Source organism: Flavobacterium sp. FlaQc-47 (assembly GCF_044006475.1).
Taxonomy (GTDB): Bacteria; Bacteroidota; Bacteroidia; order Flavobacteriales; family Flavobacteriaceae; genus Flavobacterium.
On record NZ_JBIPCQ010000004.1, the window covers coordinates 684,994 to 704,504 of the forward strand.

General features: G+C 33.0%; 18 protein-coding genes and 1 rRNA gene. 12 read left to right on the forward strand and 7 right to left on the reverse strand.

Annotated features, from left to right (window positions below; all coding sequences use genetic code 11):
* Positions 1-8: 8 nt before the first annotated feature.
* The 9 genes from ACHRVX_RS16270 (at position 9) to scpA (ending at position 8,643) form a co-directional block, all read left to right on the forward strand.
* Entirely contained in the window at positions 9-473 is a 465-nt protein-coding gene (locus tag ACHRVX_RS16270) for a low molecular weight protein-tyrosine-phosphatase (RefSeq protein ID WP_395334049.1), read from the forward strand.
* A gap of 35 nt (positions 474-508) precedes the next feature.
* Positions 509-1,222: an SAM-dependent methyltransferase gene (locus ACHRVX_RS16275; protein WP_395334051.1), complete on the forward strand. Its 714-nt coding sequence runs from the start codon at positions 509-511 to the stop codon at positions 1,220-1,222.
* Between the two features lie 53 nt (positions 1,223-1,275).
* On the forward strand, positions 1,276-2,403 hold the full coding sequence (locus ACHRVX_RS16280; RefSeq protein WP_395334053.1) for a methionine aminotransferase: 1,128 nt from the start codon (positions 1,276-1,278) through the stop codon (positions 2,401-2,403).
* 77 nt (positions 2,404-2,480) lie between these two features.
* The gene (locus ACHRVX_RS16285; protein ID WP_395334054.1) at positions 2,481-3,362 is read left to right on the forward strand and encodes an SDR family oxidoreductase; all 882 of its coding nucleotides are present in this window, start codon (positions 2,481-2,483) and stop codon (positions 3,360-3,362) included.
* Positions 3,363-3,761: 399 nt separating this feature from the next.
* Complete coding sequence (udk, locus tag ACHRVX_RS16290; RefSeq protein WP_395334056.1) at positions 3,762-4,370, forward strand: uridine kinase; 609 nt, start codon at positions 3,762-3,764, stop codon at positions 4,368-4,370.
* A 165-nt stretch (positions 4,371-4,535) separates the two neighbouring features.
* Complete coding sequence (locus ACHRVX_RS16295) at positions 4,536-4,871, forward strand: septum formation initiator family protein (RefSeq protein ID WP_395334058.1); 336 nt, start codon at positions 4,536-4,538, stop codon at positions 4,869-4,871.
* Positions 4,872-4,886: 15 nt separating this feature from the next.
* Positions 4,887-6,251, forward strand: a complete 1,365-nt coding sequence (locus ACHRVX_RS16300) for a methylmalonyl-CoA mutase subunit beta (protein ID WP_395334060.1) — start codon at positions 4,887-4,889, stop codon at positions 6,249-6,251.
* 38 nt (positions 6,252-6,289) lie between these two features.
* A complete protein-coding gene (locus tag ACHRVX_RS16305) occupies positions 6,290-6,418 on the forward strand; it encodes a hypothetical protein (protein WP_395334062.1) in 129 nt (42 codons plus the stop codon).
* A gap of 86 nt (positions 6,419-6,504) precedes the next feature.
* Positions 6,505-8,643: a methylmalonyl-CoA mutase gene (scpA, locus tag ACHRVX_RS16310; protein ID WP_395334064.1), complete on the forward strand. Its 2,139-nt coding sequence runs from the start codon at positions 6,505-6,507 to the stop codon at positions 8,641-8,643.
* A gap of 55 nt (positions 8,644-8,698) precedes the next feature.
* Here the strand turns inward: scpA and ACHRVX_RS16315 are convergent, their stop codons facing one another.
* The 4 genes from ACHRVX_RS16315 to dapF form a co-directional block, all read right to left on the reverse strand.
* Complete coding sequence (locus ACHRVX_RS16315) at positions 8,699-9,346, reverse strand: peptidoglycan-binding protein LysM (protein ID WP_395334066.1); 648 nt, start codon at positions 9,344-9,346, stop codon at positions 8,699-8,701.
* A gap of 557 nt (positions 9,347-9,903) precedes the next feature.
* Complete coding sequence (gene mltG / locus ACHRVX_RS16320; RefSeq protein ID WP_395334068.1) at positions 9,904-10,944, reverse strand: endolytic transglycosylase MltG; 1,041 nt, start codon at positions 10,942-10,944, stop codon at positions 9,904-9,906.
* Between the two features lie 10 nt (positions 10,945-10,954).
* Positions 10,955-11,488 carry a GNAT family N-acetyltransferase gene (locus ACHRVX_RS16325; protein ID WP_395334070.1) on the reverse strand — a complete coding sequence of 178 codons (534 nt, stop codon included), beginning with the start codon at positions 11,486-11,488 and terminating at the stop codon, positions 10,955-10,957.
* 61 nt (positions 11,489-11,549) lie between these two features.
* Positions 11,550-12,332 (reverse strand): diaminopimelate epimerase, encoded by a 783-nt coding sequence (gene dapF / locus ACHRVX_RS16330; protein WP_395334072.1) that lies wholly within the window; start codon positions 12,330-12,332, stop codon positions 11,550-11,552.
* A 139-nt stretch (positions 12,333-12,471) separates the two neighbouring features.
* Here dapF and ACHRVX_RS16335 point away from each other — a divergent pair, with 139 nt between their 5' ends.
* Together ACHRVX_RS16335 and ACHRVX_RS16340 are read left to right on the forward strand one after the other, a co-directional pair.
* Positions 12,472-13,872 (forward strand): trypsin-like peptidase domain-containing protein, encoded by a 1,401-nt coding sequence (locus ACHRVX_RS16335; protein ID WP_395334074.1) that lies wholly within the window; start codon positions 12,472-12,474, stop codon positions 13,870-13,872.
* 208 nt (positions 13,873-14,080) lie between these two features.
* Positions 14,081-15,529, forward strand: a complete 1,449-nt coding sequence (locus ACHRVX_RS16340; protein ID WP_395334076.1) for a glyceraldehyde-3-phosphate dehydrogenase — start codon at positions 14,081-14,083, stop codon at positions 15,527-15,529.
* 63 nt (positions 15,530-15,592) lie between these two features.
* Here the strand turns inward: ACHRVX_RS16340 and ACHRVX_RS16345 are convergent, their stop codons facing one another.
* Positions 15,593-16,051, reverse strand: a complete 459-nt coding sequence (locus ACHRVX_RS16345) for an Lrp/AsnC family transcriptional regulator (protein WP_055095431.1) — start codon at positions 16,049-16,051, stop codon at positions 15,593-15,595.
* A gap of 198 nt (positions 16,052-16,249) precedes the next feature.
* Between ACHRVX_RS16345 and ald the strand changes: the two genes are divergently transcribed.
* Positions 16,250-17,368 (forward strand): alanine dehydrogenase, encoded by a 1,119-nt coding sequence (ald, locus tag ACHRVX_RS16350; RefSeq protein ID WP_395334079.1) that lies wholly within the window; start codon positions 16,250-16,252, stop codon positions 17,366-17,368.
* Between the two features lie 128 nt (positions 17,369-17,496).
* Here ald and pafA read toward each other — a convergent pair whose 3' ends face one another.
* Both pafA and rrf read right to left on the reverse strand, forming a co-directional pair.
* Entirely contained in the window at positions 17,497-19,113 is a 1,617-nt protein-coding gene (gene pafA, locus ACHRVX_RS16355; protein ID WP_395334081.1) for an alkaline phosphatase PafA, read from the reverse strand.
* Positions 19,114-19,383: 270 nt separating this feature from the next.
* A 5S ribosomal RNA gene (gene rrf, locus ACHRVX_RS16360) occupies positions 19,384-19,493 on the reverse strand.
* Between the last annotated feature and the right edge of the window lie 18 nt (positions 19,494-19,511).

Here is a 19,511-nt window from a genome sequence, read left to right on the forward strand (position 1 = left end):
CGCGAATCATGCCAGTAAAAATTTTAATGGTTTGCCTTGGTAATATTTGCAGATCACCTTTAGCAGAAGGAATTTTGGCATCAAAATTACCTGATAACTTTATAGTGGATTCTGCCGGAACAGGATCATGGCATGTTGGACGCGCACCAGACAAACGTTCTATTGCCGTTGCGCAAAAAAATGGTTTATGTATTGACGGTCAAAAAGGGAGACAATTTAAAACTTCTGATTTTGATGAATTTGATTATATATATGTAATGGACAGTTCTAATTACAGTGATGTGATTGATCTCGCAAAAACTCCTGAACATAAAAATAAAGTTCAGCTTATCCTGAACGAACTTTTTCCTGATGAAAATGTAGATGTTCCAGATCCTTACTATGGTGTTGCTAATGGTTTTGATAATGTATATCAAATGCTGAATGAAGCAACAGACATTATCGCAAAAAAACTCCTCGAAAAACATTCTTAGCTTTTTTTCTTCAAACAAAATATAAAACCACGCACATGAAACTTCCAGGAAAATTATATTTAATTCCAACTACAATGGGCGAAAGTGATCCTATGGATGTTTTGCCGCAAACAGTAAAAAGAAGTATTGATTTTATAGATTATTATATTGTAGAAAACGAAAAAACTGCCAGAAAATCAATAAAAGCAGTTTCTCCGGAAAAAAAACAATCAGACCTTATTTTGTTTACGCTTAATAAGCGCACGGAACCAAGCGAGCATTTAGATTTTATCAAACCTTTATTAGAAGGAAAAAATGTAGGTTTAATGAGCGAAGCCGGTTGCCCCGGAGTTGCTGACCCCGGTGCCGTTATTGTAAAATTGGCTCATGAAAAAGGAATTCAGGTGGTACCTTTGGTTGGCCCTTCATCTATATTATTAGCAATGATGGCTTCCGGAATGAACGGACAAAGTTTTACTTTCAACGGATATTTACCTATTGATAAGGATGAGAAAAAATCAGCGTTAAAATATTTTGAGAAATTATCTCAGGATAAAAACCAATCACAACTTTTTATAGAAACTCCTTATAGAAACAACAAATTAGTAGAGGATATACTGCAAATTTTAAACCCCTCGACTCATCTATGTATTGCGACTGATATTACTTTACCAACAGAATTTATTAAAACAATGCGAGTTGCAGACTGGAAAAAATTAAAAGTTGATTTGCATAATCGCCCTACGATTTTTATTATTCATAAAATGTAATCGTAAAAATTATCTTATATTGTACTCACAAGTTTCCCTAATTAAACTTTATAATGAGTAAACTTCCTAATGTAACCACAAGTATTTTTACGGTAATGTCAAAAATGGCAGCCGAATATAATGCGATTAATCTTTCGCAGGGATTTCCAAATTTTCCAGTTGATGAAAGATTGACTGATATCCTGGCGAAATTATCTAAAGAAAATGTGCATCAATATACACCAATGGCAGGTTTTCCGCCATTGATGAACCAGATTGCAAAATTAGTTTTGGACTCCTATAACAGAACCATTATTCCCGAAACAGAAGTATTAGTTACTACTGGAGCAACTCAGGGAATTTTTACTTCTATTTTAGCTTTGGTAAAAACAGGTGACGAAGTAATTATTCTGGATCCGAGTTATGATTCTTACGAATCTCCGGTTTTATTGTGCAATGCAAAACCTGTTCGGGTAGCTTTAAACGACGATTATACACCTAATTGGGAAACTATCGAAAAAGCATGTTCGGCAAAGACAAAGATGATTATAATCAATAATCCGCATAATCCAACAGGGAAAATCCTCACACAAGATGATTTTCTTCAACTGAAAAAATTACTTTCAAAATTTCCTGATGTTATTGTTTTATCTGATGAAGTTTATGAATATATCACTTTTGAAGAAAAACACATTTCGGCACATACCAAAGATTTTCTTTTAGATCGTTGTATAATGGTTTCTTCTTTCGGGAAATCATTTCATATTACAGGCTGGAAAATTGGTTATACCGTTGCTCCGGAACATTTGATGAAAGAAATTAAAAAAGTACATCAATTTTTGGTTTTCAGCGTCAACAGTATTTCTCAAGCCGCAATTAGTCAATATTTAAATGTTGTTGATGTTAGTTTACTTGGAAAATTTTATCAGGAAAAACGAGATTACTTTCAAAAGCTACTCCAAAACAGTAGATTCGAACTAAAACCTTGTGAAGGAACTTATTTTCAGGTTGCTTCATATGCCAATATTTCTAATGAAGATGATGTGACTTTCTGTAAAAAATTAATCACAGATTATGGCGTTGCCGCGATTCCAATTTCGACTTTTTATTCTGATCATAAAGACCAAAAATTAATACGTTTTTGCTTTGCTAAAGATAATTTCACTTTAGAATCTGCAGCAAAAAAATTGTGTGATATATAAATTTTATCAAAAAATTATAACATTATTATGCGTGCATCCTATTTATTTAATTAATATTGTAAGAAAAAGAAAAAAATATGAGCTATACAGATAAAATGTTAAGAGATGACGCTTTAAAAGATAAAGTCATTGTAGTTACTGGCGGAGGAAGCGGTTTAGGAAAGGCGATGACTAAATATTTCTTAGAATTAGGAGCTCAGGTAGCCATTACTTCAAGAGATTTAGACAAACTAAAAGCTACTGCAACTGAACTTGAAACTGAAACAGGAGGAAAATGTTTGCCGCTTCAATGTGATGTTCGTCATTATGAAGAAGTAGAAAATATGCTTCAGGAAGTTTTAAAAACTTTTGGAAAGGTAGATGTTCTTTTGAACAATGCTGCCGGAAATTTCATTTCTCCAACAGAACGTTTATCTGCGAATGCATTTGATACTGTTATCGACATTGTGCTTAAAGGTTCTAAAAACTGTACGCTGGCTTTTGGAAAACATTGGATTGATACGAAACAAAAATCTTCTACGATTTTAAATATTGTTACGACTTATGCCTGGACAGGATCTGCTTATGTTGTGCCAAGTGCGACTGCAAAAGCCGGAGTTTTGGCCATGACACGCAGTTTAGCGGTAGAATGGGCAAAATACGGCATTCGTTCTAATGCAATTGCTCCGGGACCATTCCCAACAAAAGGTGCCTGGGACAGATTATTACCGGGAGATTTAGCTGAGAAATTTGATATGGCAAAAAAAGTACCATTAAAACGTGTAGGTGATCATCAGGAATTAGCCAATTTAGCGGCCTATCTAGTTTCTGATTTTTCAGCTTATATAAATGGTGATGTAATTACAATTGATGGTGGCGAATGGCTAAAAGGTGCAGGACAATTCAATTTATTAGAAGCTATTCCGGAAGAACTTTGGGACCAGCTTGAAATGATGATAAAAGCAAAAAAGAATAAATAATTTTACGTGCTTACTAAATTCAGAATAATTTTTTTAAAACTATACTGATTGCACTAAATCCCGATGGCATTGCTAGCGGGATTTTTTTATTTTTTTTCACCATATACGTCACAATCTTTTAACCATATAAGCAATATAACTTCAGTTAAGTACTGTTTTACTTAAATATTTTGCCGCTTAAATTTACTTATATGCTTTAGTTAAATAATCAATGTTTGGATAATATAAATCATAATCTTTTTAACATTTAAGCAATATAAGTTCAATGAAGTAATAAATTATTTAAATATCTGTTTACTTAAATTTACTTATATCACTTATATGGTTTAAATAAATAATAAGTCCGGACAATTCACTTAAATTATTATTTTTGCCAAACAAATATCAAACAAAAAAAATATGCTCATTATTGGAATTGCAGGAGGAACTGGAAGCGGAAAAACAACAGTAGTACATCAAATCATGAACGAGTTACCAGACACTGAAGTTGGTGTAATCTCACAGGATTCCTACTATAAAGAAACCCATAATTTGTCATTTGACGAAAGAGCATTAATCAATTTTGATCATCCACGCGCGATAGATTTTGAGTTGTTGGTAAAACATTTAAAAGCTTTAAAAGAAGGCAAAACAATCGATCAGCCTGTATATTCTTTCATACAACATAACAGAACTGACGATACCGTGTCAACGCATCCCAGAAAAGTTATGATTGTTGAAGGCATCCTAATTCTGACAAATCCGGAATTACGTGATCTTTTTGATGTTAAAGTTTATGTCCACGCAGATTCTGATGAAAGATTAATTCGTCGTTTAAAAAGAGATATTTCAGAACGCGGGCGTGATATCGACGAGGTTTTAACACGTTACCAAAACACGTTAAAGCCTATGCACGAACAATTTATAGAACCATCAAAAGCTTTTGCAGACATTATTATTCCTAATGATAAATACAATACTGTTGCAATTGATGTAGTGCGGGCTGTAATTAATCAACGAATTTCATAATTTTTATCGTAAATTTATTCCATAGAAATTAGGAGCTATCCCGATAGCTATCGGGACCAGCTCCCTGCTTTATCTTTTTATGTTCGTTGTGCGTGGCACAAAAGGATTTCGATTGTATTGGAGCCTGAACTAATGAAATTAGAAGACGTAATCGTTTAAATAAAAATGAAAATGAAAAACCCATATAAAGACAAACGCTGGTTCAAATTAATGAGCAATAAATATGTTTGGGTTTTGCTCTTTTTTGTAGTCTGGATGTTCTTTTTAGATAATTACTCTTATTTTGATCATCGATTTTTAGACAACCAGATAAATGAATTACAAGACAATAAAAAATATTATCAGGTTGAAATAAAAAAAGATCAGGAACAAATCAAACAGCTTAAAAATCCTGAACAAATAGAAAAATATGCTCGTGAAAAGTACTTTATGAAAAAAGACAGCGAAGATATTTACATCATTCAATTTGAAGGAGACACTATTCAGGATACTAAAGAATAATCAGAAAAACATTCAATGGCAACTACCCTATTCGACGATTTTAATCCTATTTCATCCAAACAATGGAAACAAAAAATTCAGTTTGAATTAGACGGAGCTGAATATAATGAAACCGTAATCTGGAATTCTCCTGAAGATATTCAGGTAAAACCTTTTTATCATATCGATGAATTCTCTAAAGTACTTCCAGTAAAAACTGAAGCATCAAATTTTAAAATTTGTCAAAATATCTTTGTATATGATATCGAAAAATCGATTCAAAGAGCGATAAACACTATCGAAAGAGGTGCGGAAAGTTTACGTTTTACTATCGAAAACGAAAAAATTGATATTCAGAAATTATTAGAACCCCTTCCGTTAGAAAACAGAATCGTTTACTTTAATTTGTCGTTTATTTCAATCGATTTCGTAAAATTATTAGATACTATTTCGATTCAGAAAAAAGCTTTGTTTTATTGTAATATCGACCCAATTGGTCATTTTGCGAAAGAAGGTAACTGGTTTACAACATCTGACAAAAACAACTTTGAAACGATTGAAAAAATTGCAAAAGCCACAACAAATCTTTCCTTAATAAGTATTGATTTAGGTTTATATCAAAATGCCGGAGCCAATATTACCCAACAAATCGCGTATAGTCTTGCGCATGCAAACGAATATTTGAATCGTTTACAAACTATTACAAAACCAATTGTTTTTCAAATATCAGTAGGAACAAATTATTTTTTTGAAATTGCAAAACTTCGTGCGTTACGAGTACTCTTCAAATTAATTGCTGATGAATATAATCCTGATTTAAACTGTCATTTTTTGGTAACACCAACCAAGAGAAATAAAACTATTTACGATTATAATGTTAACATGCTTCGAACAACGACAGAATGCATGTCGGCAATTTTAGGAGGAGCCGATGCTGTTGCCAATTTGCCATACGATTCTTTATATCATAAAGACAATGAATTTGGTGACCGAATTGCCAGAAATCAATTATTGGTTTTAAAACACGAAAGTTATTTTGACAAAGTCAATAATCCGGCTGATGGAAGTTATTATATAGAAAGTCTTACCACACAATTAGCAGAAAAAAGTTTGACTTTATTTAAAGATATCGAAGCCAGTGGTGGTTTTCTGAAACTTTTAAACGACGGAACTATCAAAAGAAAGATTCAGGAAAGTGCTGCAAAAGAGCAGGAATTATTCGATTCTAAAAAAGAAGTCTTACTGGGAACAAATAAATATCCAAACAAAGACGACAAGATGAAACATGACTTAGAATTGTTTCCCTTCGTTAAAATAAAACCAAGAAAAACACTGATTACTCCAATTATAGAAAAAAGACTAGCAGAGAAACTAGAGCAAGAAAGGCTGGAGCTTGAATAAAATTCATTTCAAAGAGTTGAATTTAAACCGAAGTTATTATGGAAACACTTAGAAAAACAATGTCAATTAAAAATAGCACTCAAACTATTTTACATGTTCAAAATGGCGAATCTAAAATTCCAAAATGGCAAATCGACGAAGTTAGAAAAAGAACACAAACTATTTAAAAAATCCAAATAAGGCTGATAACATTGATGATTTTTTAAAAGAAATTCAAAATGATTTAAACCTATTTAAATAACATTTTTTACAATTGAGAAAAGACCTTAAACATATTAAGTTAAATGTTAAAAGTAAGAAGTTAGACGAACTGACCGGTAATCACGAAACTATAACTGAAAACTTTTACACAGCCGAAGGAATTGAATTAAAGAAAAACTATTCTGAAAAAGATATTGAAGATTTAGAATTTCTTGAGTTCGGAGCTGGCTTTGCGCCTAATCTGCGCGGACCATACGCAACTATGTATGTGCGAAGACCGTGGACAATTAGACAATATGCCGGGTTTTCTACCGCAGAAGAAAGTAATGCTTTTTATAGAAGAAATTTAGCTGCCGGACAAAAAGGTTTGTCTATTGCATTTGATTTACCAACACATCGCGGTTACGATTCTGATCATGAAAGAGTGGTGGGCGATGTTGGCAAAGCAGGAGTTGCTATAGATTCTGTTGAAGACATGAAAGTTTTGTTTGATCAGATTCCGCTTGATGAAATGTCGGTTTCAATGACCATGAACGGCGCCGTTTTACCTATTATGGCGTTTTACATTGTTGCAGCCGAAGAACAAGGTGTTGCAATTGAAAAACTATCCGGAACGATCCAGAATGATATTCTTAAAGAATTTATGGTTCGTAATACGTATATCTATCCGCCAACACCTTCTATGAAGATTATTGCCGATATCTTTGAGTTTACGAGTAAGAAAATGCCAAAATTCAATTCCATTTCTATTTCAGGATATCATATGCAGGAAGCCGGCGCAACTGCCGATATTGAATTGGCTTATACCCTTGCCGATGGTTTAGAATATATTCGAACAGGTTTATCAACAGGAATGACAATTGATGAGTTTGCTCCTCGCCTTTCTTTCTTTTGGGCAATTGGAATGAATCATTTTATGGAAATCGCTAAAATGCGTGCGGGAAGAATGATCTGGGCAAAATTAGTTCAGCAATTTAATCCTAAAAATGATAAATCTCTGGCTTTAAGAACTCATTGCCAAACAAGCGGTTGGAGTTTAACAGAACAAGATCCTTTTAATAATGTGGCAAGAACCTGTATTGAAGCAACTGCGGCAGCTTTTGGAGGAACTCAATCCCTACATACTAATGCATTGGACGAAGCTATAGCATTACCTACAGACTTCTCGGCAAGAATTGCCCGCAATACACAAATTTTTTTACAGGAAGAAACTAAAATTACCAAAACAGTTGATCCTTGGGGAGGAAGTTATTATGTTGAAAACCTGACGAATGAGATTCTAAAAAGTACCTGGAAATTAATAGAAGAAGTTGAAGAATTAGGCGGAATGACAAAAGCGATTGAAGCCGGAATTCCAAAATTACGAATTGAAGAAGCCGCTGCCAGAAAACAAGCCAGGATAGATAGTACTCAGGACATTATTGTAGGCGTCAATCAATACAGATTAGAAAAAGAAGATCCGCTGCATATTTTAGATGTAGACAATCAAATGGTTCGTAAGCAGCAGGTAGAGCAACTTGCAACAATAAAAGCAAATAGAGATACTGAAAAAGTAAATCAATCACTGGAAAAATTAATACTTTGTGCAAAAACCGGACAAGGAAACTTATTGGAAATTGCAATTGAAGCGGCTCGAAACAGGGCAACTTTAGGAGAAATAAGCGATGCTCTGGAAAGTATTTTTGGCAGATACAAAGCACAAATTAAATCCTTTAGCGGTGTGTATAGTGCAGCAATAAAAAATGACGATAATTTTGAAAAGGCAAAACAGTTAGCTGATGCCTTTGCAAAACAAGACGGAAGACGTCCCAGAATTATGATTGCTAAAATGGGTCAGGACGGACATGATCGTGGCGCAAAAGTGGTAGCAACGGGTTATGCAGATGTTGGATTTGATGTAGACATAGGGCCACTTTTTCAAACTCCTGCCGAAGCAGCAAAACAAGCGGTTGAAAATGACGTTCATATTTTAGGAGTTTCATCATTGGCCGCAGGACATAAAACATTAGTACCGCAAGTTATCGAAGAACTTAAAAAACACGGACGTGAGGATATTATGGTAATTGTTGGCGGAGTAATTCCCGCGCAGGATTATCAATTTCTATTTGATGCGGGGGCAGTTGCGGTTTTTGGACCTGGAACTAAAATCAGCGAAGCGGCTATTAAAATCCTGGAAATTTTAATTGACTAGAAGGCATAAAAAAATCCCGAATTATTCGGGATTTTTTTGATTTAATTTTAAATCTTTAATCGTGTATTGTCGCATTGCTATCTGCTTCAATAAAAGAAAGATCATAACCTCCAAACGCTCTCATATAACTTTTTAATGAAGTTCCATAGGCATCTCTAAAATGTCTGTTTCCCCTCTTTTTAAAAAAGTTTTTTACTGAACCAGCGCCTCCAAGGTGTGCGGCAGCCAAAATTCCGGATTCCGTAATTTCAACGCCACTAATAATTTTCCCTTCATACTTTTCGATTTCATTACGCAAAATCCATTTGTTTTTGGACAATAGCGCAATAAATGCTTTTTCTTGTAATGCAGGATCTTTTAAAAATGCTTTGTCATTTCGAACACCAATAGCTCTTAAAGCTTTAGAACCAAACTGGTATTTGCCCATGTAACCAAGTGAATTTACTAAGCGGTATTTTCCTTGAGATTCTTTAAAAGCAACTGCTTCTTTGAAACCAATAAGTCGCTTTCCTGTAAACGGAACATTAAGCTTTTTTAGAATTGGATAATCATCCTCTTCCTGCGATGGAAACATGTATTCAGATCCATCTGTTTTTTCTATTAAAAACCAAGGTTTGGTTTCTAGATTAAAGGGTTTGAAACCCAAACTTAAAAATGTAATAATAACGATCAAACTCGCATAAAAATACCATTTCTTTATCATAAATTGTTTTTCTTCAAAACGCTGTCACCCTCTTGAAATTTCTACGGTGCAAAGATAAGAAATACAAAATAATACTGAAAATCAAATACTTACGCAATTTGGGAATTGTAAATTTATCCTCCAATCTCTTTATTGATGCAGTTTTCGAGCGGTAAACCAAGACTTTGATTTTCCTCTAAAACCACCAAAATATAAATTTAAAAAATGCGATTTTTATCAAATTTTTAGCAATTTAGTTAAAATAGCAAGATTAACCTTATCAAATGTTCAAGATTTTTAAACAATATTTATGTGGTAAAAATTTGTTTTTATCATTAAATTTATGTAAACTAAAATATAATGTTTTGTGAATTTCATTTTTCGGAAGAAATAAAACTAGAGAATTGTAATAAGTTTTTTTTGATTATTATTTAAAATGAGACCGAAAAATGGGCAAAATATTCCATTAAATAATCTTTCCGAATTTGTAGAAATTTATTTCTTTTTAAAATAATAAATAGAATAAAAAAACCGAAGCATTTATACTTCGGTTCTATTATATTTTAACAATAAAAAAATTATCTTGTTACTCCCTGACTAGCGATCCAGTCAGAATATTTTTTTGCATTTATTTGATGTTGCTCATAAGTTGATGCAAATTCATGATATCCAAAACGATCTATGCTCGCACAGAAATAAATATAGTCATGTTTTTCAGGATTCAGAACTGCATCAACGGCTGTGATATCCGGCATTGCTATTGGTCCCGGAGGAAGTCCTATATTTACATAAGTATTGTAAGGTGACTTCATAACCAAATCATTATAAAAAACTCTCTTAATAACCTGATCAAAATTGTTGTCTCTTAATTTTAAAGCATAAATGACCGTTGGATCTGCCTGCAAAGGCATTTCTAAACGTAAGCGATTTAAATAAACTCCCGCGATACGAGGTCTTTCATCTTTTTTAACGGATTCTTTATGAACTATAGAAGCTAAAATCGTAGCCTGAACTGGAGTTAAACCTTGTTTTTTAGCTTTCTCGATTCTTTCAGCTGTCCAAAAATTATGATATTCCTTGATCATTTTATCACGGAATTTCTCTGCAGAAGTATTCCAGTAAATCTCATAAGTATTCGGGATAAACATCGCAAAAACATTGTCTTCATTGAAACCGTTTTCTTTTAAAAAAGCAGGATCTTTAATAGCTTTCATTAGAGATAAACTATCTGCTTCGATTTCTGAACCAACCCTTCCGGCAAAATTCTCTAAACGTTCCTGATTATTAAAAGATAATTTTACAGGAACATTGGAACGCATAGCACGAACCAAATCGATATTATTCATATCTTTTTTGAGTAAAAAACGACCTGATTTTACATTTTCAGGATAGCTTCTTTTATCGGCAACCATTTCAAAATTGTCAAAATTCTTAATATAGGGTTCTAATATTTTCTTTACATCAGCATAGTTTGCTCCCGTTGGAACATGGACATAAAGTTCTTTGTCTTCGAATTTAGTATTAGCACTGAAAATTTTATTAATTAAAATAAATCCATAAATCATTAAAACTGAAATTACGGCCACAGCTGCTATCGTGATGATTTTTTTTATGCTCAAAGTATAAAATTTAAATTTGTTTATTAATTAATTGAAAAATTGCTTCGTCTTGATAGTGGTTATTCAGCAAAATCCAATCTTTTTTGATTCCTATTTTCTCAAAGCCAAATTTAGTAAAAAGAGCTATACTTGCTACATTTCCTACAGCAATATTTGCGTATAATTGATGTAAATTTAAATTATGAAAAGAATACTTAATTAAAAGTTCTAAAGCTTCAGATCCTATGTTTTGCTTTTTATTCTCATCTTTTTGAATAACAATACCCACACCTGCCCTGTTATTTTTAGGATCAAACTCAAATAAATCAATCAATCCTATGGCTGGAAAATCCTGATCCTGACAAATTGCCAAACGCAATTGTTTAGCTTCATAAATATCCTGTTGTGCATTTTCAAGATACTGACGAACTAAAAATCGACTATAAGGTGTTTGTGTATTACTGACTTCCCAAATACTTTCATCATTTTCCATTGCATAAACAAACTCTAAATCATTGGGTTCTAATGCACGTAAATAAATATTTTCGCCTTTGAGTGTTATCATTCCTGAATTTAGGTTTTTGATTGGTGATTTTGACTTTGACTTCGCTCAGATTTAAGTCTGCTTAAATTTCGATCGTACCTTTAAAAACAAATTTGGCAGGACCGGTTAGGAAAACATTCGTAAAATGATCTCCAAGTTTATCAAAAGAAACAACTAGTTTTCCGCCTTCGACATTTAAATTAATCGAAGTTTTATCTGTTTGCCCAATTGCATTCATTGCAATTGCAACTGCTGTTGCTCCGGTTCCACAAGCCAGAGTTTCATCTTCAACGCCTCTTTCATAAGTACGAAGTGAAAAAGTACTGTCATCAACTTTTTTTACAAAATTGATATTACTTCCTTTTTCGCCATATAATTCACCATAACGAATTGCTGCTCCGTTATCTTTTACATTATAATGTTCCAAGTCATCAACAATTTGAACATGATGTGGAGAACCTGTATTTAAAAAAGTGTACGAATCTTTTTTTTGTACTTCATCGACATCAATCATCTGTAATGAAATAATGGCATCGTCTCCCACAGAAGCATGATGTAAACCATCTGTTGCAATAAAGGTAGTTTTGTTGTTTATAACACCTAATTGATTCGCAAATGCTACTAAACAACGACCGCCGTTTCCGCACATCGAACTCTGATTTCCATCTGAATTATAATACACCATTCTGAAATCAGTTTCCGCATCATTTTCCAGTAAAATAAGCCCGTCTGCCCCTATTCCGAAACGTCTGTCACATAAACGCTCAATTAATTTAATGTCTTCTTTTGGAAAGAATTCTGAACGATTATCAATCATTACAAAATCGTTTCCGGTACCTTGATATTTATAAAATTCTATTTGCATTTTTCCCATGTTAATACTACAAAAGTACGAACAAATAATTAATGAAATGTTAATCAATGTTAAAGAGAGTTAAAGCATTTTGTTGGACAAATTTTTGAATTATTTTTACTTCAAAATAACCTAAAACATAAATTGTAATATGAAAAGATTTTCAACCTTATTTTTAGTTTCACTCCTTAGTGGCGCTACTACCCTTGGTGCTTACAAGTTATTATTTGAAAGCAACAATTCTTTTTTTGGAAGAGGAAATTCTGTTGTTACTCTTGCCCCCGATTCATTTGGTCGAAATGTAGCTTTATCAGCCGAAACTGTTGATTTTACAGCTGCCGCAGACAAGACAATTCATACTGTTGTTCACGTAAAAAATGTATCCCGACGAACTGTTAGCAATCCTATGATGGAATTTTTCTATGGTTACGGCGGTCAGCAACAGCAAGAACAAGTGGGAACTGGATCTGGTGTTATTATTTCTGAAGATGGATATATTGTAACCAATAATCATGTTATTAAAGATGCGACGGAAATCGAAATTACCTTAAACAATAAAAAGTCATATAAGGCGAAATTAATTGGTACCGATTCTAAAATGGATATCGCATTACTAAAGATTGATGCTTCTGAAAAACTACCTTATACTGCTTTTGCAAATTCGGATTCTGTAAAAATTGGGGAATGGGTTTTGGCAGTTGGAAATCCATATAATTTGACCTCTACTGTAACAGCCGGGATTGTTTCGGCGAAAGCCAGAAATTTAGACACAAACGGAATCCAGTCTTTTATTCAGACAGATGCTGCTGTAAATCCAGGAAATAGTGGTGGTGCATTAGTAAATACAAGAGGTGAATTAATTGGTATTAATACAATGATTTCATCAATGACTGGCTCTTATGTAGGATATTCATTTGCAGTTCCTTCAAATATTGCCCGAAAAATTATTGAAGATATTATGGAATTTGGAAATGTTCAAAGAGGAATTCTGGGTGTTGAAGGTGGTGAACTAAATAGCACTGCTTCAAAAGAATTAGGAGTTACCGAAACGCAAGGTTTTTATATTAGTAAAGTCTCTAAAAATTCAGGAGCTGAAAAAGCAGGACTTGGTAAAGGAGATATAATTATAAAACTCGATGACCAAAATATTGCGACTTATGCTGATCTTTCAGGATATATTAATACTAAAAGACCAAACGATGTTGTTAAAGTAACTTATGTAAAAGAGGGGAAAACTAAAACTGTTCCGGTGACTTTAAGCAAAAATGAATTTTACAGTACCGAATTAAAAGGAATTGAATTAGAAAATATTGATGCTGCTGATAAAAAGAAATTCAGAATTGATTATGGTGTAAAAATCAGAAAGATTAATAATGAGAATCTGGCGCAATATCAAAATGAATTACAAGGCAATATTATCCTAAGTATTGATAATGTAAAAGCAACCAATATTGAGACGGTTTCTAAACTCATAAATAAAAAAGATGAAGGACAAAGTGTACGTCTTGAAATGATAAATAAAAATGGAGAAATCCTGAGAATTATTATTTAATTACAGTTTACAGTCACAGTTTACAGTCGCAAAAAACTGATAACTGAGACCGAGACTGAAAACTAAAAAAAAGCCATCTTATATAAATAAGATGGCTTTTTTATTTTTCGAAAATAAATCACAAAATAGCTTACGAAATCGATTGAAATAGATACTTTTGCGCAAAATTTAAAAATATTCGTGTATTTATTTTTTCAATTTAATCATTATGAGCAAAAAATCTTTGTACCAAAAAGAGGTATCATTACAAGTCGACCGAAGAAGAGCTGGTGTCGAATTAATTAAAATCATAAGTGATTTATGGTATGACAAATCCATAGAAATGGTTTTATTCAAAAATCAATTATTGGATAAAAATGTCAGCGATATTATCAATCTGCATCAATATGCCGGTGAATTTGTAGGTAAGCCAATTACTATTTTTGACTCCGTTGAAATTGCAAAAGTTGTTTTATCATTAGATCTTCCGCCTGCAAAATTGGATCTAGGAAAACTAACTTATGAATATGGTTTAGAAGATGAAAAATATCCGGATGCGCGATATTTTGTAATGGACAAATTGAAAAGAGCCAAATCATCTGAAGAAATTCAGCCAAAAGATGTTGTTTTATATGGTTTTGGAAGAATTGGCAGATTATTAGCCCGAGAATTAATGTCTAAAACCGGAAAAGGAAATCAATTGCGTTTGAGAGCAATTGTAACCCGCGACAAAAATGATGCATCAACTTTAGAGAAACGAGCTTCTCTATTGCGTTATGATTCTATTCACGGAGATTTTCAGGGATCTGTTATAGCGGATCATAAAAACAATTCTTTAATAATAAACGGGACTACTGTACATATGATTACAGCAAATTCTCCTGAAGAAATTGATTATACGCAATATGAAATTAAGGATGCTTTAGTTATTGACAATACAGGAGTTTTTACAACTGAAGAAGCTTTAAAAAGACATTTGACTTCTCAAGGTGTTAGCAAAGTTTTATTGACTGCACCTGGAAAAGGTATTCCGAATATTGTTCATGGAGTAAATCATAACGAATATAATCCTGACGAAATCAACATTTTTTCGGCTGCTTCTTGCACAACAAATGCCATAACACCAGTTTTAAAAGCTATTGAAGATACTTTAGGAGTTGTAAAAGGGCATTTGGAAACAATTCACGCCTATACAAATGATCAGAATCTGGTAGACAATATGCATAAAAAATACCGTCGCGGAAGAGCTGCAGCCCTCAATATGGTTATTACAGAAACTGGTGCCGGAAGTGCCGTTGCAAAAACATTGCCTTCTTTAGAAGGAAAACTAACTTCAAACGCTATTCGTGTCCCAGTTCCAAACGGCTCTTTAGTTGTTATGAATTTAGAAGTTAAAAAAGTAACTTCCATTTCTGCTATTAATAAAATCATGAAAAAATATGCTCTTGAAGGTGAATTGGTAGAACAAATAAAATATTCATTAAACAATGAATTGGTTTCATCTGATATTATTGGAACATCTGCCCCTTCAATTTATGACAGTAATGCCACAATTGTATCAAAGGACGGAAAAAACATTGTGCTTTATATTTGGTACGATAACGAATTTGGTTACAGCCACCAAGTTATAAGATTAGCAAAATATATTGCCAAAGTAAGACGTTTTACTTACTATTAATATAAAACCAAAACCAACTATTTCTAAAACCATCAAGTTTACTTGGTGGTTTTATGTTTAAAATTATATTGGCAAGACCGTTGTACTTTTTACTTCAGAAATAACAAAAACAGTATTTATTAAGGAGACTTCCGGTAAAACAGATAATTTTTTTTGATGGAACTGATGATAACTTTCCATATCCGGAATAATAATTTTTAGCATATAATCAAAGTTACCGGACACATAATTGCATTCGACCACTTCCGGTAAATTCAAAATCGATTGATTAAATCCTTCCGAAGTATCATATGTTTGTTTTGTTAGGGTCACCTGACAATAAACAGTGAGATTATTACCCAATTTTTTCTTATTCAAAATCGAAACATATTTCTCAATAACACCTTCTTTTTCAAGGCGTTTTACACGATCATGAACAGGTGTCAATGACAAGTTTATTTTGTTTGCAATATCCTTTAAAGTATAGTGCGCATTTTCCTGTAAAAGTCGTAGGATTTTTTTGTCAATTTCATCTAAAGCCATAACGAAAACGTTTTCTATGATTAATAAAATTTAGTCTTTTTTTCTTTTTAAGGAAGCCGAAGTGCTCTCAAAAAGAATATTTTTCTGTAAAAGTATCAAATAAAATAATATTTTCTTATTTATTAGTCTTTAATCAATAATATATTCTCTATCTGTAGTTTTGTAAAAGAATTCAAATAAACAAAAAACGATAACAAAATGATAATAGGTGTTCCAAAAGAAATAAAAAACAACGAAAACCGTGTGGCTTTAACTCCTGCCGGTGTTTCTGAAATGAAAAAACACGGACATGTTGTATATGTTCAGGCAACTGCTGGTTTAGGAAGTGGTTTCACCGATCAGGAATACGCTGATGCAGGTGCAGTAGTTCTAGCAACTATTGAAGAAGTATATGCGATTGCTGAAATGATCATTAAAGTAAAAGAACCAATAGCTTCTGAATATCCTTTAATCAAAAAAGATCAATTATTATTTACTTACTTTCACTTTGCTTCATCAGAGCCATTAACTCACGCTATGCTTGAAAAAGGTGCTGTATGTTTAGCGTACGAAACTGTAGAAAAAACAGATCGTAGTTTACCATTATTAGTACCAATGTCTGAAGTTGCTGGTCGTATGGCTATTCAACAAGGAGCAAAATACCTTGAAAAACCATTAAAAGGAAGAGGAATTCTTTTGGGTGGAGTTCCAGGTGTACCACCGGCTAAAGTTTTAGTTTTAGGTGGAGGAATTGTTGGAACTCAGGCTGCAAAAATGGCTGCTGGTTTAGGTGCTCAGGTAACTATCATGGATTTAAGTTTACCACGTTTACGTTATTTGGATGATATTATGCCTGCAAACGTAAATACTGAAATGTCTAATCATTACAATATTACTAAAGCAATCGCTACAGCAGATTTAATTGTTGGAGCAGTTTTAATTCCAGGAGCAAAAGCACCTCACTTGATTACTCGTGACATGCTTAAATTAATGCGCCCGGGTACAGTAGTAGTTGACGTTGCAGTAGATCAGGGTGGATGTATTGAGACTTGTACTCCTACAACACACGAAAATCCAACTTTCATTATTGATGATATCGTTCACTACTGTGTAGCAAATATGCCGGGAGCTGTTCCTTATACATCTACATTAGCTTTAACTAATGCAACTTTACCTTACGCTGTACAATTAGCCAACAAAGGTTGGGAAAAAGCATGTAACGAAAACGAAGAATTGAAAAAAGGATTAAACATTGCTAACGGAAAAATTCTTTACAAAGGAGTTGCTGAAGCTTGGAATCTGCCTTTCAATGAAGAAATAGTGTTAGCAAACGCATAGGCTAACATTATAATAAGTGCTTACTAAAACACTATTTAAAAGGCTCTTCTTAATTGAAGAGCCTTTTTTTTGACATAAAAAAACCTGTCACAATTATGACAGGTTTCTATTTAATATATAACGTGGAACTATTTCTCCTCTAAAACTTCTTGCAATACTTTTGCTTCAGTACCGTTTGGAAAGCTAACTTTAATTTTCTGTGCTATAGTTGGAGCAATCTCAGTAATTGCTTTTTTATCATAAGACTCTCCTTTTTTGATATGCCATCCGTAAAAAATAGCAGGCACATGAGTATCATAGGCGTAAGGTGTTCCGTGTGAAGTTCCAGTAGTTGAGTATTCGATATCACCAGGCTTATCTATAATCACTAAATCACCATTTTGAGTTACATCGTAACCTTTTGCAACAAAATTCAAGTAATAATCATTTCCTGCATTAGCCAAAATTTCTTCTTCAGTATAAACTTTTTTAACTTGTGGTTGAGTTATTAAAAAATCTTTAAAAGCTTGTTTAACTTTTACTAAATCCAAAGTTTTCTCTTTTATAATCTGTTTATTAAAAAAAACATTGAAATTAGAATAATTTTGAATTAAATCAACTCCAAATGTTTTAGTTGAGAAATCCTGCAAACTCTTTTTAACATCCTTTGAAGGATAATTATCTACATTATATTTATGATCTTTTAAATAAATTACATTTTCAGCACCAGCATGATCGGCAGTTAAGAAAAGCAGGTAATTATCTTTTCCTACTGTCTTATCTAAGTAATTTAAAAAATCAGCAATTGTTTGATCTAATCTTAAATAAGTATCCTGAAGTTCCATTGAACGTGGTCCAAGTAAATGACCTACATAATCTGTCGAAGAAAAACTTACTGTTAAAAAGTCTGTAATATTATCTTTCCCTAACTCTTCCTTCTCAATAGCTTTCATTGCAAATTCAGCTAGTAAATCATTTCCGAAAGGAGTTGCTCTTAAAATCCCTGCATCATTTTTCTCATACATTTTTTTAAGATCATATGGAAAAACTGGTGCGGCACTTCCGTATAATTTGCCTTCGTATGGATTATTATCCGGTAAGCTTTCGTTATAAGTTGAGACCGGCTTAAACAAATCCCAACCTTTATTTATATAAGACATGTAATGCTTCTCATTATTGAATTGAGAAACCCATTCAGGTAACTTTTCACCATAAAAAGTACTAGAGATAAACGAACCTGTTTTGCTATACCAAAAAGCCCAATTTGCAAAATGACCTGCTGGCAAAATTGCTCCACGATCTTTAAGACTCATTCCTATAACTTTTCCTTGAAAATTAGTAGCCATTCTTACTTCATCAGTAATGGTAGTACTTTGTAGATTTTTTGGTGACATGGCACCTTCTTCAGTTGTTCCATCACCAATAGTTTTTACACCAGCATCATCTGTACAATACATTTCTTTACCCAAAGTTCTGCTGAACCATTCATTACCTACAATTCCGTGTGTTGCAGGTGTTGTACCAGTATAAATTGAAGCATGTCCGGGAGCCGTATAAGTCGGCATATAGTTATAATGCATATTCTGAAAAGTATACCCATCATTCATCAATCTCTTAAATCCATTCGGTGAAAAATCATCTGAAAACCGATATAAATATTCCATTTTCATTTGATCTACTACAATACCTACTACTAACTTAGGACGTTGTTGAGCACTTAAATTTGAAATAACAAACAATGTCAACAATACAATACTTTTTTTCATACTTAAATTATAATATTTAATACAAAAATACATATTCACATTTAGATAGGCTAACACGCTTTAATTTAAAACCCAAAATTGACTGTAATTTAACAGAACTTGCATAAAATAAATTTAGTTATGGCGTTTCATTTTGAGTGAGCCTTTCCGCTAAATCTTATGCGATATTGCAATTTCGGGTTCGCCAGAAGTTTCAAAATTTTTAATAAGCCTTGAATTTTGGTTTTAAACAAAAAACACCCCATCCAATTTGGATAGGGTGTTTCAAAAGAAAGGCGACGACATACTCTCCCACATAACTGCAGTACCATCTGCGCAGGCGGGCTTAACTACTCTGTTCGGGATGGGAAGAGGTGAGCCCCGCCGCAATAACCACCTTAAGGTTGTTAGTCTAAAGT